This window comes from Burkholderia sp. GbtcB21 (genome assembly GCF_019091065.1).
GTDB classification, from domain to species: Bacteria; Pseudomonadota; Gammaproteobacteria; order Burkholderiales; family Burkholderiaceae; genus Burkholderia; species Burkholderia pyrrocinia_C.
This window is the reverse complement of sequence record NZ_JAGXKA010000001.1, coordinates 408,768-421,577: the sequence shown is the minus strand read 5'-3', so window position 1 is coordinate 421,577 and position 12,810 is coordinate 408,768. Positions and strand designations below refer to the sequence as shown.

Here is a 12,810-nt window from a genome sequence, read left to right as displayed (position 1 = left end):
ATGAACGCGACTATAACGCGGCGGGCGCCGCCGACGAAAGGTGTTTGTCGGACGATTCGACTCGTGCGGCGGGCGATGCGCGACGCCCGCGCGCGAGCTAGACTGAATTCAGGGGCGGCGCGTCGCGGCGTGCCGCCCGGGCGACGATCGCCCGACGGTGCCGGCCGACGGCGCCGCCGCGGCGTCATCGAGGCGACGAGGCGAGGCGACACAGCGAGGCGACGATGGCTCGGATGGATGCCGTTTCCGCATGGCTGCCGATGCCGTACGCCGGTCGCGTGCGGTTGTCCGAGTGAGTGCGCGCCGCACCGCGCGTGCGGCAGGCTCGATACCATGGACAAGAAATTCGACTACCCGGGATTGCTGATCGCGGCGGGCTTCTTCGTGCTGTTCGCCGCGCAGTTGCTGATGCTGCACCCGGCTTCGGCGCCGATTGCGTACAGCGATTTCCACCAGCTTGTCGCCGCGCGGCTAGTCGACGATCTCGAGGTCGGCCCCGCGTCGATCACGGGCACGTTGAAGATGCCGCAGGCCGGCACGATGCTGCCGGCGTCCGAAGCCGCGGCCGTACAGCAGGCCGGCGCGCCGTGGCGCTTCACGACCAACCGCGTGACCGACGAGCACCTGACCGACACGCTGACCGCCGCCGGCATCCGCTATCACGGCACGCCCGACACGAGCTGGATCGCGTCGCTTGCCTCGTGGCTGCTGCCGCTCGTGCTGTTCGTGTTCGTGTGGAACATGATGCTGCGCAGGCGCGGCGGGCTGCAGGATTTCACCGGGATGGGCAAGAGCCGCGCGCGCGTGTACGTGCAGCAGGAAACCGGCATCACGTTCGACGATATCGCGGGCATCGACGAAGCGAAGGCCGAGCTGCAGCAGCTCGTCTCGTTCCTGCGCAACCCCGACCGCTACCAGCGGCTCGGCGGCAAGATTCCGAAGGGCGTGCTCGTGGTCGGCGCGCCGGGCACCGGCAAGACGCTGCTCGCGCGCGCGGTGGCCGGCGAGGCGGCGGTGCCGTTCTTCTCGATCAGCGGCTCGGCGTTCGTCGAGATGTTCGTCGGCGTCGGCGCCGCGCGTGTGCGCGACCTGTTCGAGCAGGCCCAGCAGAAGGCGCCGTGCATCGTGTTCGTCGACGAACTCGATGCGCTCGGCAAGGTGCGCGGCGTCGGCCCGATGTCGGGCAACGACGAACGCGAGCAGACGCTCAACCAGCTGCTCGTCGAGATGGACGGCTTCCAGGCCGGCTCCGGCGTGATCATCATGGCCGCGACGAACCGGCCGGAGATTCTCGATCCCGCGCTGCTGCGGCCGGGCCGCTTCGATCGCCACATCGCGATCGACCGGCCCGACGTGAATGGCCGCCGGCAGATCCTCGGCGTGCACGTGAAGCACGTGAAGCTCGCGGCCGAGGTCGATCTCGGCGAACTCGCATCGCGCACGCCGGGCTTCGTCGGCGCCGATCTCGCGAACGTCGTCAACGAGGCCGCGCTGCATGCGGCCGAACTCGGCAAGCCGGCGATCGGCATGGCCGACTTCGACGAGGCGATCGATCGCGCATTGACGGGCCTCGAGCGCAAGAGTCGCGTGATGAACGAGCAGGAGAAGCTGACCATCGCGTATCACGAGGCCGGCCACGCGCTCGTCGCGGAAAGCCGCGCGCACTGCGATCCGGTGAAGAAGGTGTCGATCATTCCGCGCGGCGTCGCCGCGCTCGGCTATACGCAGCAGGTGCCGACCGAGGATCGCTACGTGCTGCGCAGGAGCGAGCTGCTCGACCGGATCGACGCGCTGCTTGGCGGGCGCGTCGCCGAAGAGCTCGTGTTCGGTGACGTGTCGACGGGCGCGCAGAACGATCTCGAGCGCGCGACCGCGATGGCGCGCCACATGGTCATGCAGTACGGGATGAGCGAGAAGATCGGGCTCGCGACGTTCGACGACGGCGATGCACGCCAGGGCATGCCCGGCGCATGGCATGCGGGCGCCGGACGCTGCAGCGAGCACACGGCACGGATGATCGACGACGAGGTGCACGCGCTGCTGGCCGACGCGCATGCGCGGGTCGCGGCGACGCTCGGCGAAGGGCGCGATGCGCTCGAACGCATCGCGCGACGGCTGCTGCAATGCGAGGTGCTCGAACGCGACGCGCTGCAGGCGCTGATCGACGGGCGCATCGAACCGTCGTCCACAACGACGGCACCCGGTGATGAAGCCGGTCCGCGCGGCGACGCGCTCGCGCCGGAGCAGGCGTCGGCAGTCGAGCGCGATTTCGTCGCGTACGGGCCGCCGCGCGAACCCGAGCGCTGAACGCGCCGCAATCCTGCGGCCGGCGCGTGTCGATGCGGCGATGCGCCGGAATTCCTATCCCTCTTTCCAGCTACGGAGTCGCCATGAGCGAGGCGCACGTATCGGTCGAAGTCGCGCAGCAGGCGCGATTCGGCTTCGAAGTCACGTTTGCCGGCACGACGTTGTCGCCGGTGCTCATCGATGAACCGCCGCCGCTCGGCGACGGGCGCGGGCCGAACCCGATCCGGCTGCTTGCCGCGTCGGTCGCGAGCTGTCTCGCGGCGAGCCTGCTGTTCGCGCTGAACCGGCAGCATGTCGATCCGGAGCCGGTCACCGCGCGAATCGACGTCGACATGGCGCAGAACGAAGCGGGCAGGGTGCGCGTGGGCGCGATGGCCGTGCGGCTGTCGATCGGCAAGACGTGGGCCGATCTCGCGGCGGCGACGCGCGTGCTCGATCAGTTCGATGCGTATTGCGTGGTGACCGAGAGCATACGTGCGGGCATCCCGATCTCGGTCGATGTGTGCGACGTGAACGGCGCGGCGCTCGAATACGCGGCGACGGATATGTGAGTGCGGTCAGTGCTCGGTGGCCGCCGCGACTTCGGCCGCTTCGGCGAGCGCTTCGAGAAACCGTGTGCGCCACCAGTGCACGTCGGTCTTGCGCACGATCGCCATCAGCGCGGAGTGGCGCTGGCGGCGTTCTTCGAGCGGCATCGCGAGCGCGCGCTGGATCGCCTGCGCGGTGCCTTGCGTGTCGTACGGATTGACGAGCAGCGCCGGCTTCAATTGCTCGGCCGCACCCGCGAAGCGCGACAGCACGAGCACGCCCGGGTCGGCCGCGTCCTGCGCGGCGAGGAATTCCTTCGCGACGAGGTTCATCCCGTCGCGCAGCGGCGTGACGAGCGCGACGCGGCTCGCGCGATACAGGCCCGGCAAGCGCTTGCGCGCGACGGTGCGGTGAATGTAGCGCATCGGCATCCATTCGAGTTCGCCGTAGTCGCCGTTGATCGCGCCGCACAGGCTGTCCATCTCGCGCCGCAGGTCGTCGTATGCGCCCAGATCCTCGCGGCTCGGCGCGGCGATCTGGATCAGCGTCGCGCGGTTGCGGTTCTCCGGATACTGCTCGAGCAACTGGCGGAACGCATGCACGCGCTGCGGCAGCCCCTTCGTGTAGTCGAGCCGGTCGACGCCGACCAGCAACTGGCGGCGCGAATATTCATCGCGCATCCGGTCGAACATGTCGATGCCGTCGCGATCGCGGGCGAGCGACTCGAACTCGTCGACGTTGATGCCGATCGGAAACGCGCCGGCCGACAGCGTGCGGCCGAACGCGCGCAGGCGGCCATCCGGCAGCCGCGCGGCGCCGGCTTCCGCTTCGACGTAATGCTCGAAGTGGAGCAGATCCGATTCGGTCTGGAAGCCGACGAGGTCGTACGCGAACAGCGAGCGCATCAGCCATTCGTGTTCGGGGATCGCGGCCATGATCGGCGGCGGCGGCATCGGGATATGCAGGAAGAAGCCGATCGGATTCGTGCAGCCCATCGCGCGCAGTTCGGCGGCGAGCGGTATCAGCTGGTAGTCGTGCACCCAGACGACGTCGTCGGGGCGCAGCAGCGTGCGCAGCTTGCGCGCGAACAGCTGGTTCACGCGCCGGTAGCCGTCGGCGAAGCGCCGGTCGAACTGCGCGAGATCGAGCCGATAGTGGAACACCGGCCACAGCACGTTGTTCGAATAGCCGAGGTAGTAAGCGTCGTAGTCCTGCGGGTCGAGGTCGATCGTCGCGAGTTGGATCCCGCCGACGTTCTGGATCTGCACCTCTTCGCCGTGCGAGGGCTGATCGTCGGCGCCGCGTAGCCTGCCGCTCCAGCCGAACCAGACGCCGCCGGTTTCCTGCAGGCTGTCCTTCACGGCGACGGCGAGGCCGCCGGCCGCGGCTTTACGGGGATCTGCGATGCGATTGGATACGACGACGAGTCGGCTCACCAGCTCTCCTGACGATTGTTGGGGGAAGGTTCGTGCGGCCGGGGCGCGAAGCGGACGCCGCCATCGGCGCGCTGCGCGCGATGCGATGGGGCCGCAATGCGATCGGACGGGAATCAGGGCACGCGATTCGCCGTCCGAACGGGGAGTGCTTTTTTTAGGATACTCGTCATTCGCCAGTTTTAAAAGTCTGCGTCGGCGCAGGGGAAACGGCGAGATGCCGCACGATGTGCGCTGCATCTCGCGACGGGCGGGGCCGGAACTTGTGCGGGCGAACGCCGCGTGCGCAAGTTCCGGCGGGCCGCACGGCACTCAGAACGTAGTGCGCAACCCGGCCATCACGCTGCGGCCGCCTTCGGGCGCGAAGCCGCGCACGACCGAAGTCGAATAGCGGATTTCCTGGTTCGTCAGGTTGTCGCCGCGCAGGTACGCGAGCCAGTGCGTCGCGCCGACGCGGAACTTGTAGGTCAGCATCACGCCGAGCGACGTGTAGCCGTCCGTCGAGAAGTCGTTGTCGGGCACGCGATGCTGCGACCACGCGTGCGTGACCTGCGCACGCGCGCCGAACGGGCCGTAACCGTAGTCGGCCGCGAGCGTCGCGCGCAGCGGCGCGATGCGCGGCAGCGGCTGGCCCGTGTCGACGTTGCGCGCGTGCGTGTAGTCGGCCGTCAGTTCCAGGTCGACCGTATGGCCGCGCCGCGAGAACGCGCGCCATTTGCCGTCCAGCTCGATGCCGTAGAACTCGGCGCGCACGCCGCGATAGATCGCTTCGTTCAGCGAGCCGTCGGCGCCGGGCGCGACGGGCTCGCCGTCGTCGTTCACGACGCGGCCGGTGTTGTACTCGGTCAGGTAGTTCGAGAAGCGGTTGTAGAACACGCCAACGCTGCCGCGGTTCGGGCCGCTCGCATAGCGCAGCGACAGGTCGGTCGACACGGCCTTTTCCTTCGACGCGTTCGGGTTGCCGATCAGGAACTGGCCGGTCGCATCGTGCGGGCCGTTCGAATACAGCTCGTAGAAGGTCGGCGCGCGTTCGGTGTACGCGACGTTCGCCGCGACCGACCACACGGGCGTCAGCGAAAACAGCGCGCCGGCCGACAGGCTGCCCGCATTGAAATCGCGCGGCTGCGCACCCGCGAATTTCTCGACGCCGGCCGGATCGGGGTCGACCTTCACGTGCTCGAAGCGGCCACCGAGAGACAGCTTCAGCGCCGGGACGACCTGCCATTCCTCGAGGCCGAACAGCGCGACGCTGTTGGTGCGGGTGGACGGCACGAGCGTCTCGTCGCCGAGCGCGGAAAACGTGTTCTGGCCGAACTGCACGCCGATCGCGCCTTCGAACGGGCCGATCCTGCGATGCCGCGCCTCGATGCGCGCCTCGTAGCCGCGGTTGCGGAAGGTGGTCGCCGTCTCGCCGTTGTCGACTTCCTTGTGGCGATAGTCGGTGTACGCGAAGTCGAATTTCAGCTTCGTGAACGGCCCGCTCAGGTTGCGCACCTCGGACGCGAGCGCGAGGCGTTCCTGGCGCATCCGCAGCCGCACGTCGCTCTCCGCGACGGAGCCGTAGTTCGATTCGTAGCCGCTGTACGACAGGCCCGCGAAGCCGTCCGCCCACGTGTACGACGCGCCCACCGCGCCGCCGTGCACGCGGCCGTCGCTGTTCGGCACGCTGCCTTCCGGCTGCGGCGTATCGGGGCCGTCGATCGCGCGTTGTGCGCTGCTGCGTGCGTAGCCGGGAATCCGCAGCTTGCTCGTTTCGCGGTCGAACGCGTCGACGTGGAACGCGAAGCGGCCGTTGCCGCCTTCGACCTGCGCGGCACCCGCGCGCACGGAATTCGCGCCGCCGTAGCGCGCGTCGAGCGCACCCGTCACGCCTTCGATCGCTTCGCGCGGAATCCGGTTGTCGATCGTGTTGACGACGCCGCCCACCGCGTTGCCGCCGTACAGCAGCGCGGCCGGGCCGCGCACGATCTCGACGCGTTCGATCGACAGCGGATCCTGCGGTACCGCATGGTCGTACGACAGCGACGACGCGTCGTAGGACGCGACGCCGTTCTGCAGCAGCCGGATCCGGTCGCCGTCCATGCCGCGGATGATCGGGCGGCCGACCATCGGCCCGTAGGTGGTGGTCGACACGCCGGGCAGCCCGTTCAGCGTTTCGCCGAGCGAATCGGCCTGGCGGCGCGTCAGCGCGTCGCCGGAAAGCTGGACGGTCGGCGAGATCAGCTCGGTATCGCCGAGCGGGTTCGCGGTCACGAAGATCGGCGCGAGCGCGGTAGCCGAAGGCGTGCCCGACGCGGCGGGTGCATCGGTCTGCGCGTGCGCGGCGGCGGCGAGCAGCATCAGCGAAAGGGGCGAAAGCGGGCGAAGCGGTAGACGAGGGAGGTCGCGCATGGTCGGTGAATCGGTTGGAATCGGATCGGATAACGAGCGATACGGGTCACGGCTGGATACGATATATTGTTGCGTCAACGACGCGCGGTGACCCGTTGGAACATGGCTCGGCGACGCTCGGCCACCCGGGAGGAAAGGCGTCAGGCGGACGAGCACGCGAAATGATATGTTATATCATTTCAAATTCCAAGCCGGATGTCAGCGGAGCGTACGACTTCCGTCTGGTCGTCGAAATATCGGTTCGAGCGGAAGGCGTTCCGGCCGAAGATCGCCTGCGAGTGCGACCGGCACGGCGTGGAGCGAAGCGCCGCGCGCCCGACCGCGTCGCGCCGCCGTGCGGCGCGATGAAGCAGCCGCGATTTGCGGATGGCGCGCATCGCGTTGATACGTATCAACGTCCTCCGATTCCGAAACCGGATACTGGATCGCTCATCGACCAGACAGGAGCGACGCATGACGCAAACCATGAAAGCGGCCGTGGTGCACGCATTCGGCGAACCGTTGCGTATCGAGGAAGTGCCCGTGCCGACGCCGGGCCCCGGCCAGATCCTCGTCAACATCAAGGCGACGGGCGTCTGCCATACCGATCTGCACGCGGCCGACGGCGACTGGCCCGTGAAGCCGTCGCTGCCGTTCATTCCGGGGCATGAAGGCGTGGGCATCGTCGCGGCGGTCGGCGCGGGCGTCACGCACGTGCGCGAGGGCGACCGCGTCGGCGTGCCGTGGCTCTACAAGGCCTGCGGCCATTGCGAGTACTGCTATACGGGCTGGGAAACGCTGTGCCACGACCAGCAGAACACCGGCTATTCGGTGAACGGCAGCTACGCGGAATACGTGCTCGCCGATCCCGACTACGTCGGCCATCTGCCGGCGAAGGTCGCGTTCGACGAGATCGCGCCGATCCTGTGCGCGGGCGTGACCGTCTACAAGGGCATTCGCGTCACCGATACGCGCCCGGGCCAGTGGCTCGCGATCTCCGGCGTCGGCGGCCTCGGGCACGTGGCGGTGCAATATGCACGCGCGATGGGCCTGCACGTCGCCGCGATCGACATTTCGCCCGACAAGCTCGCGCTCGCGCGGCAGCTCGGCGCGGAACTGACGATCGACGCATCGGTCGACGATCCGGCGAAGGTGATCCAGAAAGAGATCGGCGGTGCGCACGGCGTGCTGGTCACGGCGGTGTCGCGCAGCGCGTTCGCGCAGGCGCTCGGGATGGTGCGGCGCGGCGGCACGGTCGCGCTCAACGGGCTGCCGCCCGGCGATTTCCCGTTGCCGATCTTCTCGACGGTGCTGAACGGCATCACCGTGCGCGGCTCGATCGTCGGCACGCGCCGCGATCTGCAGGAATCGCTCGACTTCGCGGCCGACGGCCTGGTGCGCGCGCATATCCATCGCGACCGGCTCGGCAACATCAACGACGTGTTCGCGAAGTTGCGCGAAGGCAAGGTCGACGGGCGCATCGTGCTGACCGAGATGCAGTGACGCGCGCGGCCGCCGCGCGACGGATCACGTCGCGACGGCGGCCGTGCAGCCTGGTTCACATCATTGGGCGAAGAACACGTCCGTGCGGTTCGTCAGGTTGCCCGCGCTGGTCTGGACGAAGAACGGATGGAACGACGACGACGGGCCGACGTCGAGGCCCTGGTAGTCGCCGATGAAGAAGCCTTCCGCGTTCGGCGCGAGCTTCATGTCGAACGGTCCGCCGACGCGCCGCTCGTCGCTGAACGTGGCGCCGCCGTCGTGCGAGATCTTGCGCCAGAAGCCCGTCGGCAGCGTCGTCGTGTTCCCGGCCAGCAGGTCGCGGAAGTCGTAGTGGGTGACCATCACGGCTCCCGCGTTGTCGACGCGCACCGACGGATTGAAGGCCGGCCGGCCGGTCGGCGTGTTGATCTGCAGCGGCGCGCTCCAGGATGCGCCGCCGTCCTTCGACGTCGATAGCGCGACCTCGTCGTACTTGCCGCCGTTGAAGCGGCTGTCCTGCCATACGACGTATAGCTGGCCCGATGCGGGATCGATCGCGGGCTCGGGAATGATGTCGCCGGTGCGCACGGGTTCGCCGGTGTTCGGGTCCGTCACGCCGACCGTCTGCAGCCCCGCGATCACCTGCGGCTGCGTCCAGGTTGCGCCGTCGTCGGTCGACTTGATGAACGCGACCTTGCCCGCGGCCTTGCTGAACGGCGGCTGGATCAGGTTGAAGAAATCGTACAGCGTGCCGCTTTTCGGATCGACGACGATCTGGTTGCCGATCGTCTGCTGGCGCGACGGCACGTGGACGATGACCTTCGCCTTGCTCCAGGTCTTGCCGCCGTCGGTCGTCTTCGAGAACAGCGTCGGCCCGCGGAACGCCTGCGTATGCAGGTTCGCGTACGGATTGCCGTTCGGCAGTTCGAGGCGGTCCCATACCGCGTATGCGGTGCCGGCCTTCACCGGGTTCGCCGTCACCGATTCCTTGTCGTTGAAGAACTGCGTGGTCGGTTCGTTGTCCGCCATCAGCAATGCGGGGCTGCTCCACGTCTGCCCGCCGTCGGCCGATACCGATGCCGCGACCGCGTTGCTGTTGTTCGACTGGTTGAACGAGATCGATACCGAATACGCGGTGCCGTCCGGGCCGAAGGACACCCATGGGTCGGACGCGCGCTCGTACTTGAGCCCGCCCGGCGCGCACGCGCTGAACGGCTGAGTCGTCCGCGCCCAGGTCGCGCCGCCGTCGAACGTATAACCGGCGACGAGCCCGTGCGCGCCGCCGTTCGACCAGCGGTCCTGCTGCCACACGCCGATCATGTTCGTCGGGTTTGCCGGATTGACCGAAAGCCAGGGTTCGACCTCGGCATTCACATAGACGGTGCCGGGCCCGCCTATGGTGCAGGCGGCGTATGGACTGGGGCCGGACACGAGCACGGGATCGGCGTGCGCGGCGGCACAGGCCAGCGCCATCACGGCGGGCAGGCAGGTGAAAAGCGGGTGGGACACGATAGTGCGTCGCATGGACTGCTCCTCGTTGACGTGCGGCCGCGATGGTGCGGCGGAACGAGGCAGCGCGAGCCGATGCGCGGCGGCACAGGCCGCCGGATCGGGGCGCCGCGGCGACGCGCACGATGCATGCCGCCGGGACGTGTCGTTCAGGATACCGCTTCAGCCACCGCGATCCGCGTGCGCTGGATACCGCCAGCACTTCGGTCAAGACTCCTATTCGTTTTATTGCTTGTAACGGATGTGTCGTTGATGCCGCCCGGCTGGGACGCCGGTTCGGGCAGGCGAAGAATGCGTAGAAGTGGATTGCAATGTAGATGATCCGGATGCGGCGCGGCAGGCAATTTTTTGTAACAGAGCGTAGCCGGAAAGCGTTGCCGGAGCGGCGCGGCGCGAACGCAAAATTTGCCGTCGCGAGTGCGCGGAAATCGAATCGAAAAGGCGAATCGCAATCGCTTTCGATTGCAGCCGGCGCGAGCCGGTTTTGTCGAATCGATTCGTTGCCGGCAGGCGATGCGGCGTCCGCGTTGCCGCTGCTCAGCGCTCCGTCGGAAACCGGTCCTGCAATGCGTGCAGCCAGCGCGCGACGATATCGAGTTCCGCGTCGGAAAACCCGTCGCACAGCTTGCCGTTCAGTTCGCGCAGCAGCACGCGCGCGCGCTTGAGCGCCGCGTGGCCTTTGTCGGTCAGGTACAGGCGCGTCGCGCGGCCGTCGTCCGAATCGGCGTGGCGCGCGAGCAGGCCGGCTTTCGCCATCCGGTCGGCGAGCCCCGTCATCGCGGACGGCGCGAGCTGCAGCGCGGCGCCGATTTCACCGATCAGCGCACCGTCCTGCTTCGCGAGACAGAACAGCACGCCGGCCTGCGCGGCGCTCGCGCGCGTATCGGTCTCGGCCTTGCGGTCGACCCAGCGCTGCACGCGCCGCTGGCCGATGTTCAACAGGAAAAACAGTCGTCGGTTTTCGCTCAAGCTGGGTTCCCGGCTGCAATGGAAAGGGAGGGACGGCCGGCGGCGCGCGGCGTGTCGAGTGCCTGCGCGAGCCAGTCGGCCAGGTCGGGCCACAGCACGGCGCCGGGCCGGCTGCGGAAGAAGCCCATGTGCCCGACCGGGCCGCTGCCCGCCGCGTGCGGATCGATCTGGCGGCGCTCGACCGCCGCGCCGGTCAGATAGCTTACCAGCAGGTCGATCGCGGCCGGGTTCGCCCACGGATCGTCGTCGAAGCCGAGCGCGAGGATCGGCAGCCGCTGTTTCGAGAAACGATCGGCCGCGCCGAGTGTCGGATCGTCGAAGAAATAGTGCGGCAGCGTCGTCCAGCGGCTCCATTCGCGGAACACGCCGGCCGGCAGGTCCTCGCCGAGCCCGAGCCGCTTGCCGGGCACGTAGCCGAGCAGCGCGGACATCAGCGGGCCCAGCACGCGCAGGATCAGCCGCACCTTCAGGCGCTCGGCCGCCTGCGCGATCAGGCGCGTGCTGCCTGCATGCGCGGCGACGAGCACGGCCGCGCGCAGATGCGTCGTGCTCGCGGACAGCCCGATCGCGTGCCCGCCCACGCTATGCCCGACCGCCAGCAGCGGCAATCCTTCGTATGCCTGCCGTGCCCATGCGGTCGCGGCGCCGACGTCGAGCTCCATCCAGTCGCGCATGCGGGCTCGCAGCGCGCCCAGGCGCGCGGGCCGCGACGCGCCGATGCCGCGGTAGTTGTAGGTCAATGCCGCGAAGCCGCGTTCGGTCAGGAAGCGCGCGAAGCCCGCATACAGCCGCTCCGGCACGGCCGTCGCCGGATGGATCAGCACCAGCGCGTGAGGTTCGGCATCGGGCGTCCACAGCGTGCCGCGCAGCGGATAGCCGTCGATGGCGGAAAACTCGATCGGTTGGGAGGTCATGGCCGTCCTCGTTCCAGATGGTTATTTCGTATGCGAAATATAGTCCGGGATTTATTTCGTGAACGAAATATCTATCGAGGAATCATTCGAACGATATGTGGCGGAGGGCTGCGTCCGGTGTCGCGTGACGCGGCTCGTTCCATAAAATATTTGCATCTTTACATAGAAGAATATTGCGTTTGTCTCATGAAGAGGATCGCCGTATCTTCATCGGATCCATCCGTTCCGCCGGCCGTCGCGCAAGGCGGACAACGAGGCGCCGCCGTCGTGCGGCAGCCCGCCAACCATCCGGGAGATCACGTTGCTGAGCCGAATCGTCACGGCGCTCTTGCTGGCGCTTGCCGCGCAGCCGGGCATCGCGAAAGACACCGTCACGCTGCGCGTCGGTGAACAGAACTACTTCAACATCCAGGCGTCGATGGAGGCGTCCGGCGTGCTGAAGGACCTGCCTTACACGATCGAGTGGAAGCACTTCCAGGCCGCCGCACCGGTCGCCGAGAGCCTGAACGGCAACGCGATCGACATCGGCTTCCTCGGCGATTCCGCGCTGCTCACGCTGGCCGCGCGCGGCGCGCCGGTGAAGGTCGTCGCGGTGTCGCGGCAGAGCCTCGACGGCGTCGCGATCCTCGTGCCGAAGAATTCGCCGGTGCGTACCGTGGCCGACCTGCAGGGCAAGACCGTCGCCGTGTGGCGCGGCGCATGGAGCCAGCAGCTCGTGCTGCGCGCGCTCGAACATGCTGGCCTGCGCGCGGATTCGGTCAAGTATGCGTACCTGATGCCGATCGACGCGACCAACGCGCTCGCGAACGGCTCGGTCGATGCCGTGTCGCTGTGGGAGCCGTTCGTCAGCACGCTGGCGTTGCGGCAGGGCGCGCGGCCCATCACCACCGCGCAGGGGCTGATGCCCGCGCTGAGCTTCGTCGCCGCGAACGAGCAGGCCGCGTCGGGCAAGCGGGCGGAGATCACCGATTTCCTGAAGCGCGTCGTGGCCGCACGCCAGTGGGTCGACAGCCATCCGCGCGAGTACGCGGACCTATGGTCGAAGCGCGCGAAGCTCGAGCCCGACGTCGCGTACCGCTGGCTCGACAATGCGAAGCAGCGCGTGGGCCCGGTCGACGACACGGCCGCGAAGGACGCGCAGAACACGGCCGATTTCCTGCACAAGGCCGGCGTGATTCCGGCCGCGTACGACACGTCGAAGCTGCTCGACCGCTCGTATGCGGGCGCGTTCGCTGCGCCTGCGCAAAAGACGGCCGCCGCGCAGTAATCGCGCGGTCGCATCCCCGATTCCCGATCGA

9 protein-coding genes are annotated in these 12,810 nt (G+C 68.1%); 4 read left to right on the top strand and 5 right to left on the bottom strand.

All coding sequences use genetic code 11. The annotated features are described in order from the left end of the window. Positions 1 to 333: 333 nt before the first annotated feature. Together ftsH and KVT39_RS01765 are read left to right on the top strand one after the other, a co-directional pair. Entirely contained in the window at positions 334 to 2,307 is a 1,974-nt protein-coding gene (ftsH, locus tag KVT39_RS01770) for an ATP-dependent zinc metalloprotease FtsH (RefSeq protein ID WP_105391922.1), read from the top strand. A gap of 83 nt (positions 2,308 to 2,390) precedes the next feature. After that, positions 2,391 to 2,858 (top strand): OsmC family protein, encoded by a 468-nt coding sequence (locus tag KVT39_RS01765; RefSeq protein WP_034180160.1) that lies wholly within the window; start codon positions 2,391 to 2,393, stop codon positions 2,856 to 2,858. Positions 2,859 to 2,864: 6 nt separating this feature from the next. On the opposite strand, the gene otsA is transcribed toward KVT39_RS01765, so the two are convergent. Beyond that, positions 2,865 to 4,271 (bottom strand): alpha,alpha-trehalose-phosphate synthase (UDP-forming), encoded by a 1,407-nt coding sequence (otsA, locus tag KVT39_RS01760; protein ID WP_034180159.1) that lies wholly within the window; start codon positions 4,269 to 4,271, stop codon positions 2,865 to 2,867. Positions 4,272 to 4,580: 309 nt separating this feature from the next. Beyond that, entirely contained in the window at positions 4,581 to 6,659 is a 2,079-nt protein-coding gene (locus KVT39_RS01755) for a TonB-dependent receptor (RefSeq protein ID WP_243712444.1), read from the bottom strand. Between the two features lie 453 nt (positions 6,660 to 7,112). On the opposite strand from KVT39_RS01755, the gene adhP reads away from it, so the two are divergent. After that, positions 7,113 to 8,141 (top strand): alcohol dehydrogenase AdhP, encoded by a 1,029-nt coding sequence (gene adhP / locus KVT39_RS01750; protein WP_034180156.1) that lies wholly within the window; start codon positions 7,113 to 7,115, stop codon positions 8,139 to 8,141. A gap of 60 nt (positions 8,142 to 8,201) precedes the next feature. Here adhP and KVT39_RS01745 read toward each other — a convergent pair whose 3' ends face one another. The 3 genes from KVT39_RS01745 to KVT39_RS01735 all read right to left on the bottom strand — a co-directional run bounded on the left by KVT39_RS01745 (position 8,202) and on the right by KVT39_RS01735 (position 11,512). Then, positions 8,202 to 9,644 (bottom strand): sialidase family protein, encoded by a 1,443-nt coding sequence (locus KVT39_RS01745; protein WP_034180155.1) that lies wholly within the window; start codon positions 9,642 to 9,644, stop codon positions 8,202 to 8,204. 522 nt (positions 9,645 to 10,166) lie between these two features. Beyond that, positions 10,167 to 10,598 carry a MarR family winged helix-turn-helix transcriptional regulator gene (locus KVT39_RS01740; protein WP_217587395.1) on the bottom strand — a complete coding sequence of 144 codons (432 nt, stop codon included), beginning with the start codon at positions 10,596 to 10,598 and terminating at the stop codon, positions 10,167 to 10,169. After that, on the bottom strand, positions 10,595 to 11,512 hold the full coding sequence (locus tag KVT39_RS01735; RefSeq protein ID WP_175747727.1) for an alpha/beta hydrolase: 918 nt from the start codon (positions 11,510 to 11,512) through the stop codon (positions 10,595 to 10,597). Before KVT39_RS01735 ends, KVT39_RS01740 begins: the two co-directional genes overlap by 4 nt. A gap of 301 nt (positions 11,513 to 11,813) precedes the next feature. On the opposite strand from KVT39_RS01735, the gene KVT39_RS01730 reads away from it, so the two are divergent. Further along, entirely contained in the window at positions 11,814 to 12,779 is a 966-nt protein-coding gene (locus KVT39_RS01730) for an ABC transporter substrate-binding protein (protein WP_105391918.1), read from the top strand. Positions 12,780 to 12,810 lie beyond the last annotated feature (31 nt).

Excerpts from the sequence above, each read along its gene's own strand:
- ftsH (WP_105391922.1), top strand. The coding sequence starts at position 334 with ATGGACAAGAAATTCGACTACCCGGGATTGCTGATCGCGGCGGGCTTC.
- KVT39_RS01765 (WP_034180160.1), top strand. The coding sequence starts at position 2,391 with ATGAGCGAGGCGCACGTATCGGTCGAAGTCGCGCAGCAGGCGCGATTC.
- KVT39_RS01755 (WP_243712444.1), bottom strand. The coding sequence starts at position 6,659 with ATGCGCGACCTCCCTCGTCTACCGCTTCGCCCGCTTTCGCCCCTTTCG.
- adhP (WP_034180156.1), top strand. The coding sequence starts at position 7,113 with ATGACGCAAACCATGAAAGCGGCCGTGGTGCACGCATTCGGCGAACCG.
- KVT39_RS01745 (WP_034180155.1), bottom strand. The coding sequence starts at position 9,644 with ATGCGACGCACTATCGTGTCCCACCCGCTTTTCACCTGCCTGCCCGCC.
- KVT39_RS01735 (WP_175747727.1), bottom strand. The coding sequence starts at position 11,512 with ATGACCTCCCAACCGATCGAGTTTTCCGCCATCGACGGCTATCCGCTG.